The following is a 19,247-nucleotide window of genomic DNA, read 5'->3' on the forward strand; positions in this document are numbered from 1 at the left end:
AGTAGTGTATACACCAAGTGATGCACCGCCAAAATGGTATAATTAGTGAGAGTCATACAAGAAGAAGCCATCCGCCAATCGATATTGGGGATGGTTTTTTCTTGTACTATAGAGAAGTCCTATAACCATATCAGGATGTCCTATTAGTTTAGTTATTGCCCTAAGATGACTTGTAATGATATTCTTTGTTCAACCTAATTCCGACTATACAAGTAAGAATGGTTTGTTAATAGGGTAGAGGAATGGGAGTACACATCATATTCGCTGTGATAACAGCCTGTGGAGGAGATTGGGAATGGTTAAAAAACGGGGGATTCAAAAATTCCGGACAGCACTGCTGTTCATTACAATGCTGGCGGTACTGGCTGGATGCAGCACAGGAACTGCAAGCAATGATTCAGAATCTGCTTCGGCAGCAGGCGACACCAAAGTGAAAAAGATCATTGTAGGAACAGGTACACAGTTCCCGAATGTCTGCTTCATTGATGAGAATGGCAAGTTAACAGGTTATGATGTGGAACTGATCCGGGAGATCGACAAACGTTTGCCTGAGTATGAATTCGAATTCAGCACCATGGATTTCAAAAACCTGCTGCTGAGTCTGGAAACGAAAAAAATTGACCTGATCGCTCACCAGATGGAAGTGAATGATGAGAGACAGGCCAAGTTCCTGTTTAATGATGAAGCCTATAATATTTTTCCAAATAAAATCGTCGTAAGTCAGAAAAATGAGGAAGTAAAATCGATTGAGGATCTCAAAGGGAAAAAACTGATTGTTGGTGCTACAAGTAATGCGGCTGTACTTGCTGAGAAATGGAATGCAGCGAACGGCAACGGGATTGATATCGTTTATTCCGGAGCGGGTGAGGATACCATTACCCAGATCAAAACAGGCCGGGTGGATGCCACCATCAGCACTCAGTTTGCCATTGATTATCAGAATAAGGCGGTTGATGCTCAGTTGAAAACGGTAGGAGATGCCCTCTCCAACTCCAAAGTGTACTTCATTCTGAACAAAGATGAGCAGGAGCTCAAAACCAAAGTGGACGAAGCGCTCAAAGCGATCAAAGAAGATGGAACATTAGGCAAACTGAGCACAGAGTGGCTTGGAGCTGACTATACGGTTGAAGAGTAGTCTGAGAAAGGTGTGCAGCGGTAATGGGAAAATCATTTGATCTGTCATTGGTTCTGGATTTCATCCCGGAACTGCTACGATATTTGCATATAACACTGATTGTGCTGGGTGGTTCCATCGTGCTCGGACTGGTGGGCGGCGTGCTTCTGGCCGTTCCCCGGCTGTATCGGATTCCGGTACTAAGCCAGTTGGCTACCCTGTACGTCTCATTCATGCGGGGCACACCGATCCTGATCAAATTGTTCCTGGTGTATTACGGACTTCCCGAGTTGCTCAAACCCATTGGCATCGACCTGTCGAGAACCGACCCGTTGTTATTTGTCATTGTGACCTATGCGCTTAGTGACGCGGCATCCTTTGCCGAGATCTTTCGCGGAGCGGTGCGCAGTGTGGATAAAGGTCAGACGGAAGCAGCCTATGCTGCGGGTATGACCACATTCCAGTCTTTTCGGCGGATTGTTGTTCCGCAGGCACTGATTGTTGCTTTTCCGAACATGGCTAACACGTTAATCGGTTCATTAAAGGATACGTCTTTGGCCTTCTCCATTGGTGTCATGGATATGGTGGGCAGAGGGCAGACGTTAATTTCGGCTACATCGCATGCACTTGAAGTGTATATCAGTCTGTCTGTGGTCTATTATGTCATTGTTATTGTGCTTGAAAAAGGATTTGCCTTTGCAGAACGCAGACTCCAGCGTCATGAACGCAAGAGGGTCGTGCACAAACCGGCAATTCGAGCCAAACGCCTGAAACGAATAGCGGGGTGAGCATATGTCGATTGATCTCCAGTTTATCTATACCTCTTTTTTTCAAATCCTGAAGGCATTGCCACTGACACTTGTCATTACGATTGTTCCGTTGATTGCAGGCTTCGGAATCGGTCTGGCTACGGCTCTGATCCGTATTTATCGCGTGCGGTGGATTCACCGCATTGCTGACTTCTACGTTTCGTTCCTGCGTGGAACACCGATGCTGATGCATCTATTCCTCATCTATTACGGCATTCCGATGATTATCGATAAGCTGTCGGAACGTTACGGTTGGGCTTTCCAATCCTCGTCGATTCCAATTCTCGTATTTGTACTGATTGCTTTCTCGCTCACTGCCGGCGCCTATATGTCCGAGATTATCCGTTCAGGCATTCTTGCTGTGGATATCGGCCAGATGGAGGCGGCTCACGCTGTAGGCATGAGCACATTCCAGGCTTTAAGGCGCATCATTATACCTCAAGCGATCGGGGCTGTATTGCCTAACCTGTGCAGTATGTTTGTTGGATTCCTGCATGGATCAACACTCGCTTTTACCGTGTCTCAGATGGACATACTCGGTAAAGCGGATGTGGTGGCATCCGTAAGTCTGAAGTTTCTGGAGGCCTTTATCGCCGCAGCGTTCATCTATTGGGGGCTGACCATCATTGCCGAGCGGATCACTGCTCTGCTTGAGCGTCGGGTTGCCGTGTACAGCAAAGGAGGCGTGTCATGATTACACTAACCAACATACACAAGACATTCGGCAAGCAGGAAGTATTGAAGGGCATTGATCTAACCGTGGAACAGGGCGATGTCGTAGCGATCCTTGGACCGAGCGGATCAGGTAAAACAACGCTGCTGCGCTGCGTCAATTTTCTGGAACGTGCCGATGAGGGCGAGGTTCAGATCAGTGGATTGACCGTCGATTGCAAGCATGCACGCAAACATGACATTGTGCAGTTGAGACGCAAAACAGCGATGGTGTTCCAGCATTATAATCTGTTCAAACACAAGACCGTGCTGGATAACGTCACCGAGGGATTAATTATTGCCCAGAAAATGTCCAAAGCCGATGCCCGCACGCGTGCCTTGCGTGTGCTTGAACAAGTCGGACTGTCTGCCAAAATCAATGAGTATCCAAGTATGTTGTCAGGTGGACAACAGCAACGGGTGGGCATCGCCAGAGCACTGGCACTGAATCCCGAAGTGATTTTGTTTGATGAACCGACCTCGGCGCTGGACCCTGAGCTTGTAGGTGAGGTATTGTCTGTCATCCGCTCCATTGCTCAAGAGGGGATTACCATGATTGTAGTCACCCATGAAATGGGGTTTGCCCGTGAGGTGGCAAATCGGGTTGTTTTCATGGATGGAGGTTCCGTTGTGGAGGAAGGAACCCCGGAAGAGGTGTTTGTGCGTCCCAAGCAGGAACGTACTCGCCAATTCCTCAGTCGATATTCTTCCGACTGGAGTTATGTCATCTGACGATATAGGCGCAAGCTGTAGTAACTGACGATCCCGGCCCGGCATATGCTGTAACAGGCAAATGCTGATAGGCCGGGTTTTTCTATGGGTGAAGCAGGCCGTGACGGTAAGGAGGAGGACCATGCAGAGCAAAATCGATGAAATCATCACACATATTGCACACTCTCACCAGCAGATCGCACGTGTGCTGGATGCCAAACGCCAAGTCGCTGTACGCATGTCTGAAATCATCAATCATTTGCCAGATATCGAACCGGAGTTGGATGGCGTTGACGGTCTGCTGGATAGCTCTGGGCAAATCAACAAAAGCATTATCTCTTACTTGGGGGGCCTTGCAGATCTGGAAGAGGCTGTAGCCGAGACGCTGACCCAAGTCATGCGGGAGATCGCGGTTCAAGAGGAAGAATAAGCCCGGAAGGCGGGTGAAGGAAAATGAGTAGAGAACAGAGCCTCATTCTGATGCTGGACGCAGCAGCCAAAATGCAGTGGAATATTGCCCTGATCCTGGAGGCAAAAGCGATTGAGGCCGAGAAGGTACGGAACTGGACGTTGAATCATTTGAATGGTGATACCTTTCTGACGCATGGGGATCAGGTAGGCGAGCCGCTCAAAATGCATGATCAGCTGGTGGAATTGCTGGAAGGATTAACCCGGATGGAGACCGGACTGTGCAACAATCTCAAAGCGGTGATGGTGCAGAACGATAGCGAAGATGGCGGCGGTATGGACGGTGGCATGTTTGGCGGCATGGATCTGGGAGACATGGGAAAATGAGTCTGATGCGGCGTGAGCAGGAAGCAAAACTGGCGCTCATTGAATCCATCGCACACAGTCAGCAGGCGCTGGCACGCATTCTGGACAGTGTAGCCAGTGTAACCGCTCATTCGGAAGTATCCGCCCGCAGTCTGGCCGAGAACATTCGTTTGCTGAGTCGCTATCAGGAAGAAATGTCTCGTATGGTTACGGGAATCAGGCTGGCCCGAATCCAGCATGGGGAGCCTAGCTTGCCGTGGCTCAAAGACCCCGGGTGTGCAATTCGTATCGTTCGGGACATACAGGAGGAATGTTGACATGTTAAAGAAGAAGAAAATACGACTGAGAACCAAAAGAGCTTTGTTAATCCGTGGAGCCCGTCTGCGCAAAATTCGCAAGCTGCGTGCGCTCAGAGCCAAACGTGTTCTTCACAAACGCCCACTTAAAGGACGCAGTGCGTGGCTCAAAAAAAAGAAACGTGCGGTACGGCGGCACCGGAGTCCAAAGCCCGTACAACCAGTCGCCCCGGCTACCCCTACCGATCCGAACCCGGACGGTGCGTACAGCCAGGGATACAACGAGGCGTACAACGAGGGATTCAACGCGGGTTTCGCCAAGGGATTCGAGGACGGACATCAGCTGGCGTACAAAGCACAGTAACCGAGTAGATAGGATTATTCCTGCATGGAATGATACCTGTATACAGTTAGCCCGGGGGACAGATCCCTCCGGGTTATTTGCATCGCCGCAAAAGCGGACATGCCCGTACAGGCGGATGTGGAGGGCAAGCGCCAATTTTGCGCCTTGCAGGACACCCGTCCATGATGCATCTGACCCCGAGGCATATCCTTTAGAGGGAAGACCAATCTCGTGGAGAGTCTGGAAGTGAGATCTCCTGAAGGAAGACAGGGTGAAGAATGTGGCAAAACGAAGGCACCGTCCGCTGACCGAAGCGGAAACGGCTTACCGCGGCGGATATGCAGAAGGCCGCAGATTTGGCGGCTGTCAAGCCATGATGGAGCGGGTGCAGATGTTTGAACCGACCCTGCGGGACATGAAAGTGTTATATATCCCGCAAGGATTCGATGCCATCGATGAAGGTGTCACCTTGGCTCTGCAGCAATCTGTACGTGAATGCGTTGTTGGATCGCCAGCAGCGATGTTGCAGGAAGCCAGTCAGCATCGGCCCGATGTTGTGCTCGTCATGAATGGTCTGCATGTATTTCCCGCAGATCATGTGGAGCAGGTGAATGGCATACGTGCACTCGGTATCCGAACTGCCGTGTGGTTTGTGGATGATCCGTATTTCACCGAAGATACAACGTCCCTTTGCCAGCACTATGATGTCGTGTTCACGCATGAAGAGGCCGCGGTGCCCTTCTATCTGGCACATGGAGCGAACCAGGTTATCTATATGCCACTCGCGGTGAATCCAGGCATGTTTCAACCGCGGCGCGCGGCACCGCAGCATCAACACGACATTTGTTTTATCGGTACCGGATTTTGGAACCGGATTGCTTTGTTCGACGAGCTGGCCCCTTTTCTGGCGGACAAAAAGGTATTCATTGCGGGTAGCCAGTGGAATCGGTTGGCACGCTTTGAGGTACTAGGCCGTTTCATCCACGAAGGATGGATTGCTCCTGGAGAGACAGTGGATTATTACAATGGTGCCAAGATTGTTATTAACATTCACCGGACTTGCGAGAATGGGGAAGACAATCGCAACACACATCATCTTGAAGGTCACTCGATTAATCCACGCACGTATGAGATCAGCGCCTGCGGCACAATGCAGATTACGGATGCACGTGCAGATTTACCCCGTTATTATAAGCCGGGATATGACATCGAGACGTTCACCAACGCAGCAGAACTTCAGCGCAAGATTCACTATTATCTGAAGCATGAAGAAGAACGACAGGCGATGGCGTGGCGGGGACTTCTCACCACGATGAACCAGCACACATTCACTCGTCGCATCGGTCAGTTACTGGAACATTTGTAATTCCCATCTGAAGTGCAGCACCAACGAGAACCTTATCCCAAAAAATAAAGGAGTGGCGGTATGTCTCTCAAACACCGTAAAACCAAAAAGGTTCATGCACCCGTACTGAGCCTGGCTGATCAAGCACGCAAAAATGGGCAACATGCCGGATATGACGCAGGTAAGGAAGAAGGATATCTGCGCGGGCGCGCCAACTATATTGTGAATTGTGCACAGGAACCGTTGCCTTTCCGACAGCTTCACGTGCTGTATGTATCCTCGGGTAAAGGCTTCCCTTACTCCCCGTTGGATGAGGCCATTATGGCTACGCTACAGGGTATGGTAGCTCAAGTAACCCTCTCTGATCCGCGTCAACCGGTTTCTGAGATTGCGCTGCAGACGCGTCCTGATCTTGTGCTTGTGCTGGATGGAATGGATATCCCCATTGAACATATCGATGCGATTCGCCAAGCGGGCATTCAGACGGCGATCTGGCTCACGGACGATCCGTACTATACAGATATGACGCTGGAAATTGTGACACATTTTGACCATGTCTTCACGTTGGAACTGAACTGTATCGATCTATATCGACAAATCGGCTGCGCGTCCGTTCACTACCTCCCTTTTGCCGCATTCACTAATCATTACTTTCCGATTACAACTCCTTCCCCGTTAAAACGGGATGTCAGCTTTATCGGTTCTGCCTACTGGAACCGGGTATACTTCTTCAATCCGATCATGCCTCAGTTGATGTCACACAATACGGTATTTAACGGAATCTGGTGGGATCGCCTGCCTGACTACACTGCCTATGGTGAGAAGATTGAGCTCGGTCGCTGGATGAGTCCGCCGGAGACCAATGATGTGTACAATGGCACCAAAATTGTCATCAACCTGCATCGATCCCACGAAGATGATTCCGTCAATAATAATCACCTCAAAATCCCGCCAGCCTCACCGAACCCGAGAACGTTTGAAATTGCCGCGTCCACGACGCTACAGCTGACCGACGCCCGGGATGACATTGCGCGTTTCTACAAACCTGGTGTGGAGATTGAGACATATTCCTCGCCGCAGGAGTTACTCGACAAAGTGGAATATTATCTTACTCATGAAAAAGAACGCCGTGAGATAGCACTTCGTGGACTAGAACGTACACTGAAAGACCACACGTATGGCAAAAGAATTAATGAAATGTTAACCATTATATTCCCTTAATTCTGGCCGGGAGGAGGTGTGCACAGTACCCTGTATCGGATAACCGTGTACAGGGTCCGTGCGGCCATGGCAACGAAACCAAAGATGATGTTATTTTCACATGTGTGCAATACTCGCAGCATTACAGGCGCCGAGAAGTTGCTGCTTCATTTTATGAGAGAGATCGGTACGATCTTTGAATGTGTGCTCGTAGCCCCTCAGGAGGGGAAGCTTGCGGGGCTTGCGCGAAGATTCGGCATTCAGGTCAAAATATGCACTCTGCCGATGCTTCACGGTGTGTACACACCTTACCAGGGCATTGCAGATGATGCGGAGCATCTTCGCCATACACCAGCGTATCAGGAAGCAGTCTCCCTAATACGGGAGACTGCTCCCGATATAGTGTTAACGAACACCTGCGTTAATGTGATGCCGGCTGTAGCGGCAAAGTCCCTTCAGATTCCGATTATCTGGAAGATTACCGAGATCATTCATGCGAATGAACATACAACCGAGGCGATCCAGATGATTGGCCGTTACGCGGATTGGATTATCGGCATATCCGAGACAGCGGTAGCCCCATTCCAAGAAGCTGGCATGGGTGACAAAGTGACCATCATATCCCCAACTTGGGAACCCGCGCTACCTGCACCGGACCGCTGGGTTCATCTGCGCGAACGCAAGCGTAAGGAGCTCGGTTTCAAATCATCGCAGACCTGTATCGGTTATATTTCTTCATTTATATATGATGCCAAAGGGTTGAAACCTTTTGTGGATATGGCCTTGAGGATCTGTGAAACGCATTCGCGCTGTCGCTTCTGGATCATCGGGGCAGCATCGGATAAAAAGTATTACGACGAGTGTGTATCACGGGTGAAAAAATCCGGGTATTCACGCCGGTTTACCTTCACCACATTTGAAGAGAACGTATCTCTGGCGTATACCGCGATGGATATCCTGGTCATCCCAAGCATGGTCAAAGAAGGATTTGGCATGACCGCACTGGAGGGTCTCTATTTTGCCAAACCGGTCATCGCTTTTGCTCAGGGTGGACTGAAGGAATTAATGGAATCCGTAGGCAGTGATGCATTTTTGGCCCCGCCGGGTGATGCCGAAGCACTTGTCACCTTGGCAACAACCTTGCTGAATGATGCAGAGCTGGCCTCCAATACGGGGTGGCGCAATCGGACAGAAGCGGAAAGGCTCTACGGCGTTGAAACCTACCGAACGAAACTGCATACGATGGTGACACAGTGGTTATTGCGTTTTCCCGGATGGTTTGCTTATATCCAACCTCCGAATGGACCTGTGTATACCCATGGGGAGGGAGGACTGCGCACTGTACTGGTTCTGGAGCCGACTACGGTTCGGGCACTGTTATTCCCACTGACCGTCATACAGGCGTTGCCACATTCCTCATTACCTCCAATCGCATTGGGTCACGATGCTCCTGTTGCCTCAGGTACTGGCACAGCTGCAAAGCCGATTCAACAGAGGGGCAAAACGCGGAAACGTCGTCGCAAACCACTTGCACCTCATTCTCGCCGAGACCGTGAGGGGCTGAAACGTGCTTCCGGAACTGGCAGACGTAAGGGGAGAAGCCGTACAACGAAGGGACCGCGTCCACATATGGGGAAATCGGCTAGTCGCAGACGCAAATCTGCCAAGGCGGGACGTAGCCGTGCAGGGCGCAAGGGTTCCAATACAAGATGAAGGCAGGGATTACGATGAAGATCATGACGGTGCTGGGTACGAGACCTGAGATCATACGGCTCAGCCTGATCATCTCCAAGCTGGACCAGTACGCGTCCAAACATATTCTGGTGCACACGGGACAGAACTTCACGGAAAGTCTCAGCGGTCTCTTTTTCAAGGAAATGGGCCTGCGCGCACCGGATTACGTTCTTCAGGATGAAGCGGCCACTCTGGGACGACAGCTGTCCTCGATGTTTACGCAGATGGAAGATCTGATATTGCAGGAGAAGCCCGATAAATTGCTGCTGCTTGGCGATACCAATAGCGCATTATGTGCAATATTGGCTGAGCGCATGGGTGTTCCTGTTATTCATATGGAAGCAGGCAATCGTTGCTTCGACCTGGATGTGCCTGAAGAGAAAAATCGTAAGGTTATTGATGCCATCTCTACCGTTAATATGCCTTACACGGAACAGAGCAAGAAACATTTGGTCAGCGAAGGGGTACCAAGCAGGCGCATCGTGCTAACGGGCAATCCCATCTATGAAGTCATGCAGCACTACGACGCGCAAGTAAGTTCCAGCAAAATACTGAAGAAGCTCAAGCTGAAGTCCGGGCAATACTTCCTGGTTACTGCCCATCGAGCCGAGAATGTGGATCATGCCCCTCATTTGCTGGAGATTATGAAAGGGCTGAACCAGGTCGCAGAGGAACACGGGTTACGTGTGATCTGCAGTATTCATCCGCGTACCGCGATCCGGATTGCGGAGCATCTGCATCTGGAGATGAACCCGCTGGTGGAGTTTCACGAGCCGTTTGGATTCTTCGACTTTGTAATGCTTGAACGTCATGCACGCTGTGCACTTACGGATAGCGGTACCGTACAGGAGGAGTGTTGCATTATGGGCGTGCCGACCGTAACGATGCGTCGAACTACCGAGCGGCCGGAAACGGTCGATTGCGGTAGCAATGTCGTCTCCGGTCTGGATGCCGCGCGCATCGCTGATTGCGTGAAAGTCATGACAAAGATGCCTGCCGATTGGGATTGCCCGCAAGGTTACAAAGCCACAGATGTATCCAGTAAAGTGGTTAAATTTCTGCTTGGAGGGAAAATGCATGTTTGAAAATAAGCGTATACTCGTGACTGGCGGTACGGGATCATGGGGTTATGAACTTGTGGCTCAACTACTGCCCCAGCAGCCCAAAGAAATTATTGTATATTCCCGGAACGAGTCTAGCCAAGTGGCTATGAGTCGTGAATTTGAAGACCCGCGTCTTCATTTCCGGATTGGAGATATTCGTGACAAGGATGCCCTGACGGCGGCTTGCCAGCATGTGGACTATGTATTTCATCTGGCTGCGCTCAAGCATGTTCCGGTGTGTGAAGACCAACCGTACGAAGCACTCAAAACCAATGTGATTGGTACACAGAACGTAATTGAGGCGGCTATTGAGAACAAGGTGGAAAAAGTAATCTATATCTCGACTGACAAGGCTGCCAATCCGTCCAACTTCTATGGCATGACAAAAGCGATCGGCGAGAAATTAATTGTATATGCAAACTTGTTACACAGTGATACCAAGTTTGTTACGGTACGGGGCGGGAATGTACTGGGAACAAACGGCAGTGTGGTACATCTGTTCAAGAATCAGATCCGCCAGAAAGGGCAGGTCTCCATCACGGATATGAGTATGACTCGATTCTTTCTTACGCTGAAGGATGCAATCACCTTGCTGTTCAAAGCTTCGGTGGAAAGTGTCGGCGGAGAGATCTTTGTCATGACGATGCCTACCTGCAAAATCGTTGATCTTGCGGAGGTGCTGATTGAGGATTCCGGTGTGGAGAATGTGAGCATTGTGGAACGTGGCATTCGTCCAGGGGAGAAAATCCATGAAATATTGATGAGTGAATTCGAGAGCATGACCACCGTTGTCTACGATGAGCAGTACCTGGTTATTCTTCCTACCCTGGGTATACCGGGTCTGCGTGAACATTATACCAATTGTCCCCCGGTCTCCTTTAACAGTTTCAGTTCTGAACACCAACTCATGACCAAAGAGGAGATTCGTGAAATTCTGAAACGCGGAGGATTCTTGTCATGAAACTGCTGATACTTGGTGGAAACGGAATGGCCGGCCATATTTTGGTCGACTATTTCCGCCGTCAAGGTGTACACAGCGTCTTCTACACATCTCGGGATGTAACGGACCCCAATGGTCTGCTCCTGGATGTGAACGACAGCTTCATGGTTGATCGATTGGTAGAAGCTGTGCACCCGGATGTGATTATTAATGCTGTAGGTGTGTTGAACAACTTCGCAGATGAGGACAAAATTACTGCATATCATATTAACGGTTTCCTGCCACATCGTCTGCGGCGGGTTGCAGATACGATTGGTGCACGCTTAATTCATATCAGCACGGACTGTGTGTTCAGCGGAGAACGGGGAGCATACCGGGAAGATGATGTTACGGATGGGACTTCAGCTTACGCCATCACCAAAGCACTTGGCGAAGTCCAGGATGAAGGTCATCTGACGATCCGTACGTCCATCATTGGACCCGAGATTCGGCAGGGCGGCATTGGTTTGATGCAATGGTTTATGTCCAGCACAGGTGAAGTCGGCGGGTATACCCGCGTATTCTGGAACGGTGTGACCACACTTGAGTTGGCCAAATGGGTAGACCATTACCTGGCCTCATCGGTTAGTGGTCTGATCCACCTAGCTCACCCGGCACCTGTCAGCAAGCATGACCTGCTTGTATTGTTCAAGCAGACCTGGGATAAGCAGGATGTGACGATTGTGCGTGATGACAGTGTAGTGCAAGACCGTACGCTGGTGTCCACCCGCGAGGATGTGAAGACAGACCTGCCGGATTATTCTACAATGCTGAAGGAGTTGGCATTATGGATGGAGCAGAGCTGAGAGGCAAGAACGTACTGATTACAGGCGCCTCCGGTTTTACCGGGCGACATGCCGTATCTTATTTTCGGGAAGCGGGTGCAGTGGTTGCGGCGGTAGTCCGGAGGCCGGATGTGTATTCATTTGGTAAAGGTACTCAGGTCCATGTCTGTGATCTGAACGATAAACAGCAAGTGCGTCATCTGATCGGCGAGGTGCAGCCCGACTATGTGCTGCATCTCGCTGGCAAAAATTCAGTGCCTGATTCGTGGTCTGATCCGCTACTGGTCCTGGAGACCAATGTGATGGCCGTGCTGTATCTGCTGGATGCGCTTCGCAGTTGTCCGACAGCACGAACCGTTATTGTAGGATCGAGGTTAAAATATACGCCGGAACCTGGCCGGATTCCTCAGCCCCCGCATCCATACAGCCTCAGTAAAGCTCTGGAAGAGATGGTGTCCTTGTCGTGGATGTCGCTCTTCGGACAACAGATCATGTTGGCAGAGCCAGGCAATCTGATTGGTGCGGGTCCTTCCACAGGCATCTGTTCACTGCTTGCACGCCATGTTGTTGCCTGTGAGCAGGAGGGCAAAACCGAGGCATTCCGTCTGTCCGGACGGGACAACACGCGTGACTTTCTGGATGTTCGGGATGCAGTCAGAGCGTATGCGACCCTCCTGGTACACGGGTCCAGCGGTACAGTATACCCTGTGGTGTCTGGAGTCGAGCGCAGTCTTGGTGAAATTGCAGATCTGCTGTTGTCCATGACAGAAGCGGAAGTCCCTGTTCGCTGGGATGGGGCATCTTCTGGTCCGGATGGTTCGGGAAAACAGGAGGAATTATCACTGCTGCGCAAGCTTGGCTGGCATCCGATGATTCCATTTGCCACATCGCTTCAGGATATCCTGAGTGATGTTCGTGTCCAGCAAGGGAGGACGACAAGTTGAATCCGAGAGTATCCATTGTCATTCCATTCTACAACTGTCCTTATGTGCCTCAGGCAATTCAGAGTGCGCTGAACCAGACGTATCCCGATGTGGAGATCGTTGTTGTGAATGACGGTTCAACCCGGCATGCAGAGTTGCTTCAACCCTATCTTCCTTATATTAATGTGCTTGGCAAAAGCAATGGCGGGACGGCTTCGGCACTTAATCATGGCATCCGCCATGCCTCTGGTGATTATGTAGCCTGGCTCAGTTCGGATGATTATCTGTACCCGGATAAAATTCGTTATCAGCTGGAGTTTATGCAGCGTGAGAATGTGCTCGTCTCACATACCAACTTTCACTATATCAACGAGCATTCGGCAGTTACCAGAATGCATGGTGGACCTGAACCGATGTCGGATATGGATTTACTACGACGGTTTGTTAACGGCAATCCGGTGAATGGCTGCACGGTCATGATCCGCAAGGATCTCTTTAGCGGAGTGGGGCTGTTCAATGAACTTCTTCCCTACACCCATGATCTGGATCTCTGGATGCGTATTTTACTGAACGGTCATCGGTTCCCATACCTGAATGAACCACTTACTGCCTATCGGTGGCATGGTGGAATGGGATCGGTACGTCATGCGGATGTCATCGGCAGAGAGGCATCCATGGTATGGTCCAGATATCGGGAACCGCTGTTGCAGCGAATAGCGACGCTTGGCGGGTAGCGTAGGGAGGGCAGTTAAGAAAGCCAAAAGATGGCTGATTAACGCCCTCTTTGCGCAGCATTTTACCTAAGACAGTAAGAGGAGGGGAAGGCCCGAATGGAGCCAAAAGTATCGATCGTCATTCCTTTTTACAATTGTGCTTATATCGAGCAGGCTGTTCACAGTGCCATTCACCAGACGTATCCGCATATCGAGGTCATCGTAGTGGATGATGGGTCAACCGAGCACGTGGAGCGGCTACAGCCATTCATGGATTCCATCCGCTATATTCACAAAGAAAACGGTGGAACCGCGACAGCATTGAATGAGGGCATCAAACATGCAACAGGGGATTACTTTGTCTGGCTCAGCTCAGATGATGTGATGCTGCTGGATCGGGTGGAGAAACAACTGAAGTTCATGCGAGAGGTCAAGGCTTCATTCTGCCATGGTGCCTACCATTATGTGAATGAGAAGAGTGAATGGTTGGATACGGTGCATCCGGAAGTGGGCAGTCGTCTGGAGATGTTGCAAGTACTGCTGGAAGGTTGTCCGATTAACGGCTGTACTGTCATGTTAGAGATGGAAGCATTTGAGCGGTTCGGACTGTTCGACACTGATTTTCGCTACACCCATGACTATGAAATGTGGATGAGGCTGTTTCCAATGTATGAGCTGTTCTACTACAATGAACCTCTGATGTGTTACCGATTGCATGAGTCGATGGGAACCAAACGTCATTTCAAGGCACTGGTTGCCGAGATGGAAAAAGTTCAAGAGAAGCATCGGCCTATTCTGTTTAACTTGCTTCAGGTTGGCGGTTACTGGAAATAGATGGATTTGGCAACGATGGCTGAATGGAATAGGTGTTAAATGGACAGGAGAGCACCCTTATGAAGCACTTTTTAAGTGTTATAAGTGGAAGCTCTTTTTTGCTTTATGGACAGATTTCGTGGACAGAAAGGGTGATCGATTGCTGAAGTCTCTGTATAATGAAATGATTCATACACGGAAGGGACTGGACTATGCGCAGATATCAATATCTTAAACCCAACTATTAATAAACTAATGGAGGTAAGAGTATTGATTACAGAGTTACACACAGAACGGTTATATTTGCGAAAAATGGACGTAGCGGATTCGGCCAGCTTGTTTAAAATTTGGTCTGATCCGGATGTAACTAGATTTATGAATATCACTCATTTTACGGATGAAAATCAAGCCATAGCCATGATTAATCTTCTGAATGATCTTGCTCAGGAAAACAAGGCCATTCGGTTCTCTATCCTTGCGCAAGAGTCCAACGAAATCATAGGTTCCTGTGGTTATAATTCACTGGATTTTGACAATCTTAAAGCAGAAATCGGGTATGACATTGCCAGATCACACTGGGGAAAAGGATATGCTAGGGAAGCGATTTCTTCTTTGTTAGCTCACGCCTTCTCGACTATGAAGCTGAATCGAATAGAAGCAAAGGTTGACCCCGATAATGTGAATTCTATCAAGCTATTACAGAAGCTCAATTTCACATACGAAGGGACCCTCAGAGCATATGAGAGGGCAGGCGAAACGTTCAGTGATCTGAATATGTATTCCAAGTTAGCGACAGATTAGAAAAATTTGGAGTTTCCCCAGCTCCAAGCGCTAACGAATCTGCCACGTCTTATTAGGGGAATTACCACGAAAAACAAATCCTAACGAATCTCAGTCACGTTATTTGCTCCGAAAATGGCTTCCGAACCTGAAAATCGACCACGATGGACGAAATAACGTCTCTGTGATTCGTTACATGTCAGACCTGTGCAAAAGGTAACAAATAGCGTGTGGTGGATTCGTTAGAACCCTTTACAGCGAGCAAGGGGTGTCCTCAGTCATTCATATGACAGATGGGACACCCCTTGTTTGATATTTCGGCATGTTATATAAAGACGGCATATCATTGGACGACTCAATCTTTTGAATTCATGATCGCCATGGATGCAGGATCGGGAAATACATATCCTTTAGGCAGCTTCTGTATCAATTCGTTCATTACAGCGTAATCCACATCGATGTGAGGTGTGGAAACTGGAGTCGAAAACCAGCGATTGTATAGATCACTCGGTACAAGTAACGTCATATCGGTTGTCCTCCTCTGTAAATGGCTTCTTGGTAGACTTGAAATGTACGAAATCCCATCACTTCCAGTGAACGGTGTTGTTCAGCCCAGGCTTTCGCCGATGCACCCACTGTTCTCCGGGTAACATTATCCTCAAGTAGTGCATCCAACAGTTCACGAAGCGAGTCGACATCCTGCGGAGGAACAACCCATCCCGTACGTCCAGGTTCAACCATCTCAGGCATGCCGGCTGTACCACTGACGATAACAGGTACACCCGCCAGTTGCGCTTCGGTAACGGAGAACGGCTGGGTGTCCTGCAGGCTGGGCTGGACATAGATGTCTGCATGGCGCAGGAAGGAAGGAATATTGTCCAGCTTGCCCCAGAACACAACATCGGCTCCAATACCCGTTGAAGCGGCCTGTGACCGCAATTCATCGGTTAGATTGCCTTCTCCTGCGATCCAGCAGACCCAATCGGAACGTTTACTTTTCAGACTGGCTAAGGCCTTGATTAACACATGAACGCCCTTGATGTATTCAAGTCGTCCGGTAAAGGCAATGACTTTCTTGCCCGCAGGTGGTCGCTGGCGGAACTTCACAGCTGCTGCGGCACGGTAGGCTGGGAGATCTACAGCATAGGGAATCTGTCTGAACTTTGATTCAGGAACGGCAAGTTCTGTAAGCGTACTCTTGATCCAGTGGCTTGACACGAGAATGAGCTCGGACTGTGCTGCACTTCGCTCTTCCAATGAGAGAAAATAACGTCCACGCTTGGATTGCAAATATGAAGGGAGAGTAAGCTGTGGGTTGGAATTTTGAGCATCGTAAAAGGCTTCGCGTGCAAGAGCGCCATGATAGCTTGTAACCAGTGGGATATTGCGGTTCAAGATGCGTTTTATGGCTACGGCAGCTACCGGATCTTGCGCATGAATAACATCATAGTGGTCCACCCCCAGATAAGCGGCCGCCATCTCGAAGGCATATCTATTCAGTTCATAATAAGCGAGAAGAGGATCGGCAGTGAATTGTGGCAAATCAGTCGGATTGAGTTTGGCTTGCAGCATGGGCCATACCTTATCCTTGGAGAAAGCACGGTTCAGATTACGAACATATACTTCGTTATTGGCACCATTTGTGCCCATGATATCAACCTCTACACCAAGTGCGATTAACCTGTCGGCCAATTGTTTAACATATGTCCATATGCCTCCCATATGTGTAAGCTCCCAATACGTAACGAGCAGAACTTTCATAGCGACCTCCTTGTCACGGCCTGCACCGGCCGAGCTTCTATCCTTTTATTCTATGAAAAAAGAGGACCGGAAGGTCGGGCATTTCCGTGTAATTGGTCGAAAATGGGTGAATGCAAATGGCAATGGACGAGAGGAAGCATATCCTATGTACAGGAAGGTTCATGTGCTCCGAAGGAGGGATCTACAGTGGCGGTATATTTACTTGAGATTCATGAGAATCTGTTACAGACAGTTGTTCCCGTCAAGTACATGGATGTGGAGTTGGCCTATGTGGGCGGCGAGGAAGGGACGGATGTATTTGTTGGTGGAGCCAGTATGCACGGAGAACTGTACCGACACCTTTTTCACCTAACGGCATATTCGGGGGGAACGGGCGGTAATCAGGTCATTCATAATCTGGATGTGTCACCCGAGCCTTATGAACTGAGGGTCATCAGCAACAGTTCTTCACCGAATCATCTGGTTATTCGAATATATTGCAGAAGTATTCACGGTCAGACATTGGGCATACTGTCAGAATATCAGATGATGAAGCTTGCAGATTGATATGGACATCATTGAATAGTCATGATTAACCAACGTATGGAGCAGGGAAGGTGCCTGTTCCATTTTTTTGTGGTGTATCCATAGTAGAAATGCCTAAAAAAATAGCTTGACAGCAAAGGTATTTTCATTAGAATTAGATCAGTATTAAACGAAAGTTTAAAACGACGATTTAAAACGATAGTTTGAAATTAGTCGTCAATATAGGCTGAGTGAGACGCATGGATAAGCCTGCGATCTCCTGGCTGGAAAAGAGTGTGGAGAACGTGAAAGAACAAACAGCAGTACCCCAGGAGCCGGCAGAGTTTTCGCTTAAAGCCATTATACTGCCACTCCTGGCAATTATCGTCGGAATGATTATGGTTATTCTGGACAGCACGGTGGTGAACGTGGCCATTCCAAATCTGGTTCAATATTTTGAGACGGATCTTAAAACGATCCAATGGACGGTTACGGGTTACACTCTGGCTTTGTCTGCAGTTATTCCACTGGCAGGCTGGTTAACGGACCGCTTTGGTGCCAAAAGAGTATTTCTGTTCACGATTGCCATGTTCACCTTGGGTTCTGTGTTATGCTCGATTGCCCAATCACCTGAGCAATTAATCATTTACCGTGTCATTCAGGGCCTTGGTGGAGGCATGGTTGCCCCTATTGGTATGGCAATGGTCTTTCGTCTGGCTCCTCCTGAGCGAAGAGGTTCCATCATGGGGATGCTGGGAATTCCGATGCTGCTTGCCCCTGCATTGGGTCCGGTGTTGTCCGGGTGGTTTATTGAATCACTGAGCTGGCACTGGATTTTCCTGATTAACTTGCCCATTGGTATTGCAGCTTTCATTCTATGTATCAAGTTTTTGCCTGATACAGATCGTGGACGCACACCTGCACTGGATCTGCTCGGCATGATTTTGGCGCCAATTGCGTTCTCGATGCTGGCTTACGGTGTGAGTGAGGGTGGAACGAGCTGGACGTCTGCAACAACTTTGACTGGTGTCATTGTGGGTGGTGTAGCGCTCATTTTGTTCATTATTGTGGAGCTTCGTCATCAAAATCCATTGCTTGAACTCCGGGTATTCAAATCATCTGATTTCTCACGGGGAATTATTCTCGCATGGGTCTCACAAGTGGCACTGTTCGGTGCGATGATCCTGATCCCGCTCTACTTGCAACAGATCAAAGGGTACACTGCACTGGAAACTGGATTGATTCTGCTGCCACAGGCATTGGCTTCTGGAGTGGGTATGCCGCTTGGTGGTCGATTGTTTGATAAAATAGGTGCTAGACCTTTGGCCTTTGTGGGTCTGGGTATTATCTCGGGAGCATTGTTTATTCTGTCCTCCATCACTGCGGAGACAGGTCTTGGCCTGATAATAACGGCTCTGGTCATGATGGGTCTGGGTATGGGCCTGTCCATGATGCCACTCAATACGCATGTATTAAATGCTGCACCGCGCAAGTTGGTTGGACGGGTGACACCGCTCACGGCCGCTGCACAGCAAGTGGTCGTGTCCTTTGCGGTTGCAGGGCTTACAGGCTTCCTTACTTCAAGAATCGCAGACAATACAACGAGTACGGAGCCGACCGCTATCGTTCATGGTTTGGTGGCTGGTTTCAATGATACGTTCTTCCTGGCCGCTTGTATTGCATTGTTCGGATGTTTGCTCAGTCTGATTCTGCGCAAACCTAAACCGATGCCGGAAGAAGAACTTCAAAATGGCGACAAGCCTGATCCCGCGATGATGATGGGACACTAAGATTTCTTAAAAACCATACTAAGGCAGTTCAGAGAAAATTTTGCTGAACTGCCTTTTTG

Annotated in this window: 22 protein-coding genes; 20 read left to right on the plus strand and 2 right to left on the minus strand. The window is 49.3% G+C overall.

Going from position 1 to position 19,247, the window contains the following annotated elements:
- Positions 1–295: 295 nt before the first annotated feature.
- The 18 genes from NSQ38_RS11260 to NSQ38_RS11345 all read left to right on the plus strand — a co-directional run bounded on the left by NSQ38_RS11260 (position 296) and on the right by NSQ38_RS11345 (position 15,154).
- Positions 296–1,135 (plus strand): transporter substrate-binding domain-containing protein, encoded by an 840-nt coding sequence (locus tag NSQ38_RS11260; protein ID WP_083677492.1) that lies wholly within the window; start codon positions 296–298, stop codon positions 1,133–1,135.
- A 23-nt stretch (positions 1,136–1,158) separates the two neighbouring features.
- A complete protein-coding gene (locus NSQ38_RS11265; RefSeq protein WP_036673451.1) occupies positions 1,159–1,902 on the plus strand; it encodes an amino acid ABC transporter permease in 744 nt (247 codons plus the stop codon).
- Positions 1,903–1,906: 4 nt separating this feature from the next.
- Positions 1,907–2,617 carry an amino acid ABC transporter permease gene (locus NSQ38_RS11270; RefSeq protein WP_074096309.1) on the plus strand — a complete coding sequence of 237 codons (711 nt, stop codon included), beginning with the start codon at positions 1,907–1,909 and terminating at the stop codon, positions 2,615–2,617.
- On the plus strand, positions 2,614–3,366 hold the full coding sequence (locus NSQ38_RS11275) for an amino acid ABC transporter ATP-binding protein (protein WP_017692508.1): 753 nt from the start codon (positions 2,614–2,616) through the stop codon (positions 3,364–3,366). The genes NSQ38_RS11270 and NSQ38_RS11275 overlap by 4 nt, the downstream gene beginning before the upstream one ends.
- Before the next feature lie 121 nt (positions 3,367–3,487).
- A complete protein-coding gene (locus NSQ38_RS11280; protein ID WP_017692509.1) occupies positions 3,488–3,775 on the plus strand; it encodes a hypothetical protein in 288 nt (95 codons plus the stop codon).
- Between the two features lie 23 nt (positions 3,776–3,798).
- Positions 3,799–4,140, plus strand: a complete 342-nt coding sequence (locus NSQ38_RS11285; protein ID WP_017692510.1) for a hypothetical protein — start codon at positions 3,799–3,801, stop codon at positions 4,138–4,140.
- Positions 4,137–4,436, plus strand: a complete 300-nt coding sequence (locus NSQ38_RS11290) for a hypothetical protein (RefSeq protein ID WP_339789241.1) — start codon at positions 4,137–4,139, stop codon at positions 4,434–4,436. The genes NSQ38_RS11285 and NSQ38_RS11290 overlap by 4 nt, the downstream gene beginning before the upstream one ends.
- 1 nt (position 4,437) lies before the next feature.
- A complete protein-coding gene (locus tag NSQ38_RS11295) occupies positions 4,438–4,779 on the plus strand; it encodes a hypothetical protein (protein WP_338588423.1) in 342 nt (113 codons plus the stop codon).
- 250 nt (positions 4,780–5,029) lie between these two features.
- Entirely contained in the window at positions 5,030–6,124 is a 1,095-nt protein-coding gene (locus NSQ38_RS11300) for a glycosyltransferase (protein ID WP_339789243.1), read from the plus strand.
- Between the two features lie 60 nt (positions 6,125–6,184).
- A complete protein-coding gene (locus NSQ38_RS11305; protein WP_339789246.1) occupies positions 6,185–7,324 on the plus strand; it encodes a glycosyltransferase in 1,140 nt (379 codons plus the stop codon).
- 66 nt (positions 7,325–7,390) lie between these two features.
- On the plus strand, positions 7,391–9,016 hold the full coding sequence (locus NSQ38_RS11310) for a glycosyltransferase family 4 protein (protein ID WP_339789248.1): 1,626 nt from the start codon (positions 7,391–7,393) through the stop codon (positions 9,014–9,016).
- A gap of 14 nt (positions 9,017–9,030) precedes the next feature.
- Positions 9,031–10,122, plus strand: coding sequence for a UDP-N-acetylglucosamine 2-epimerase (non-hydrolyzing) (gene wecB, locus NSQ38_RS11315; RefSeq protein ID WP_339789250.1), 1,092 nt, complete (start codon positions 9,031–9,033; stop codon positions 10,120–10,122).
- A complete protein-coding gene (locus NSQ38_RS11320; RefSeq protein WP_017692517.1) occupies positions 10,115–11,101 on the plus strand; it encodes a polysaccharide biosynthesis protein in 987 nt (328 codons plus the stop codon). The genes wecB and NSQ38_RS11320 overlap by 8 nt, the downstream gene beginning before the upstream one ends.
- The gene (locus NSQ38_RS11325; RefSeq protein WP_036605842.1) at positions 11,098–11,925 is read left to right on the plus strand and encodes an SDR family oxidoreductase; all 828 of its coding nucleotides are present in this window, start codon (positions 11,098–11,100) and stop codon (positions 11,923–11,925) included. Before NSQ38_RS11320 ends, NSQ38_RS11325 begins: the two co-directional genes overlap by 4 nt.
- Complete coding sequence (locus tag NSQ38_RS11330; protein ID WP_339789253.1) at positions 11,907–12,848, plus strand: NAD-dependent epimerase/dehydratase family protein; 942 nt, start codon at positions 11,907–11,909, stop codon at positions 12,846–12,848. Before NSQ38_RS11325 ends, NSQ38_RS11330 begins: the two co-directional genes overlap by 19 nt.
- Positions 12,845–13,561 (plus strand): glycosyltransferase, encoded by a 717-nt coding sequence (locus tag NSQ38_RS11335; RefSeq protein ID WP_338588418.1) that lies wholly within the window; start codon positions 12,845–12,847, stop codon positions 13,559–13,561. Before NSQ38_RS11330 ends, NSQ38_RS11335 begins: the two co-directional genes overlap by 4 nt.
- A gap of 96 nt (positions 13,562–13,657) precedes the next feature.
- Positions 13,658–14,374, plus strand: coding sequence for a glycosyltransferase (locus NSQ38_RS11340; protein WP_338588417.1), 717 nt, complete (start codon positions 13,658–13,660; stop codon positions 14,372–14,374).
- Between the two features lie 249 nt (positions 14,375–14,623).
- Entirely contained in the window at positions 14,624–15,154 is a 531-nt protein-coding gene (locus NSQ38_RS11345; protein WP_339789255.1) for a GNAT family protein, read from the plus strand.
- A gap of 334 nt (positions 15,155–15,488) precedes the next feature.
- Here NSQ38_RS11345 and NSQ38_RS11350 read toward each other — a convergent pair whose 3' ends face one another.
- Both NSQ38_RS11350 and NSQ38_RS11355 read right to left on the minus strand, forming a co-directional pair.
- A complete protein-coding gene (locus NSQ38_RS11350) occupies positions 15,489–15,659 on the minus strand; it encodes a hypothetical protein (protein ID WP_339789257.1) in 171 nt (56 codons plus the stop codon).
- On the minus strand, positions 15,656–16,894 hold the full coding sequence (locus tag NSQ38_RS11355; protein WP_339789260.1) for a glycosyltransferase family 4 protein: 1,239 nt from the start codon (positions 16,892–16,894) through the stop codon (positions 15,656–15,658). The genes NSQ38_RS11350 and NSQ38_RS11355 overlap by 4 nt, the downstream gene beginning before the upstream one ends.
- A gap of 186 nt (positions 16,895–17,080) precedes the next feature.
- Here NSQ38_RS11355 and NSQ38_RS11360 point away from each other — a divergent pair, with 186 nt between their 5' ends.
- Together NSQ38_RS11360 and NSQ38_RS11365 are read left to right on the plus strand one after the other, a co-directional pair.
- On the plus strand, positions 17,081–17,440 hold the full coding sequence (locus tag NSQ38_RS11360) for a hypothetical protein (protein WP_339789262.1): 360 nt from the start codon (positions 17,081–17,083) through the stop codon (positions 17,438–17,440).
- A 218-nt stretch (positions 17,441–17,658) separates the two neighbouring features.
- Complete coding sequence (locus NSQ38_RS11365) at positions 17,659–19,188, plus strand: DHA2 family efflux MFS transporter permease subunit (RefSeq protein WP_339789265.1); 1,530 nt, start codon at positions 17,659–17,661, stop codon at positions 19,186–19,188.
- Positions 19,189–19,247 lie beyond the last annotated feature (59 nt).

This window comes from Paenibacillus sp. FSL R7-0313 (assembly GCF_037969885.1).
In the GTDB taxonomy this organism is placed as follows: domain Bacteria; phylum Bacillota; class Bacilli; order Paenibacillales; family Paenibacillaceae; genus Paenibacillus.

Excerpts from the sequence above, each read along its gene's own strand:
- NSQ38_RS11290 (WP_339789241.1), top strand. The coding sequence starts at position 4,137 with ATGAGTCTGATGCGGCGTGAGCAGGAAGCAAAACTGGCGCTCATTGAA.
- NSQ38_RS11275 (WP_017692508.1), top strand. The coding sequence starts at position 2,614 with ATGATTACACTAACCAACATACACAAGACATTCGGCAAGCAGGAAGTA.
- NSQ38_RS11270 (WP_074096309.1), top strand. The coding sequence starts at position 1,907 with ATGTCGATTGATCTCCAGTTTATCTATACCTCTTTTTTTCAAATCCTG.
- NSQ38_RS11320 (WP_017692517.1), top strand. The coding sequence starts at position 10,115 with ATGTTTGAAAATAAGCGTATACTCGTGACTGGCGGTACGGGATCATGG.
- NSQ38_RS11280 (WP_017692509.1), top strand. The coding sequence starts at position 3,488 with ATGCAGAGCAAAATCGATGAAATCATCACACATATTGCACACTCTCAC.
- NSQ38_RS11265 (WP_036673451.1), top strand. The coding sequence starts at position 1,159 with ATGGGAAAATCATTTGATCTGTCATTGGTTCTGGATTTCATCCCGGAA.
- NSQ38_RS11355 (WP_339789260.1), bottom strand. The coding sequence starts at position 16,894 with ATGAAAGTTCTGCTCGTTACGTATTGGGAGCTTACACATATGGGAGGC.
- NSQ38_RS11305 (WP_339789246.1), top strand. The coding sequence starts at position 6,185 with ATGTCTCTCAAACACCGTAAAACCAAAAAGGTTCATGCACCCGTACTG.
- NSQ38_RS11340 (WP_338588417.1), top strand. The coding sequence starts at position 13,658 with ATGGAGCCAAAAGTATCGATCGTCATTCCTTTTTACAATTGTGCTTAT.
- NSQ38_RS11330 (WP_339789253.1), top strand. The coding sequence starts at position 11,907 with ATGGATGGAGCAGAGCTGAGAGGCAAGAACGTACTGATTACAGGCGCC.
- NSQ38_RS11310 (WP_339789248.1), top strand. The coding sequence starts at position 7,391 with ATGGCAACGAAACCAAAGATGATGTTATTTTCACATGTGTGCAATACT.
- NSQ38_RS11350 (WP_339789257.1), bottom strand. The coding sequence starts at position 15,659 with ATGACGTTACTTGTACCGAGTGATCTATACAATCGCTGGTTTTCGACT.
- NSQ38_RS11365 (WP_339789265.1), top strand. The coding sequence starts at position 17,659 with ATGGATAAGCCTGCGATCTCCTGGCTGGAAAAGAGTGTGGAGAACGTG.
- NSQ38_RS11260 (WP_083677492.1), top strand. The coding sequence starts at position 296 with ATGGTTAAAAAACGGGGGATTCAAAAATTCCGGACAGCACTGCTGTTC.
- NSQ38_RS11285 (WP_017692510.1), top strand. The coding sequence starts at position 3,799 with ATGAGTAGAGAACAGAGCCTCATTCTGATGCTGGACGCAGCAGCCAAA.
- NSQ38_RS11325 (WP_036605842.1), top strand. The coding sequence starts at position 11,098 with ATGAAACTGCTGATACTTGGTGGAAACGGAATGGCCGGCCATATTTTG.
- NSQ38_RS11295 (WP_338588423.1), top strand. The coding sequence starts at position 4,438 with ATGTTAAAGAAGAAGAAAATACGACTGAGAACCAAAAGAGCTTTGTTA.
- wecB (WP_339789250.1), top strand. The coding sequence starts at position 9,031 with ATGAAGATCATGACGGTGCTGGGTACGAGACCTGAGATCATACGGCTC.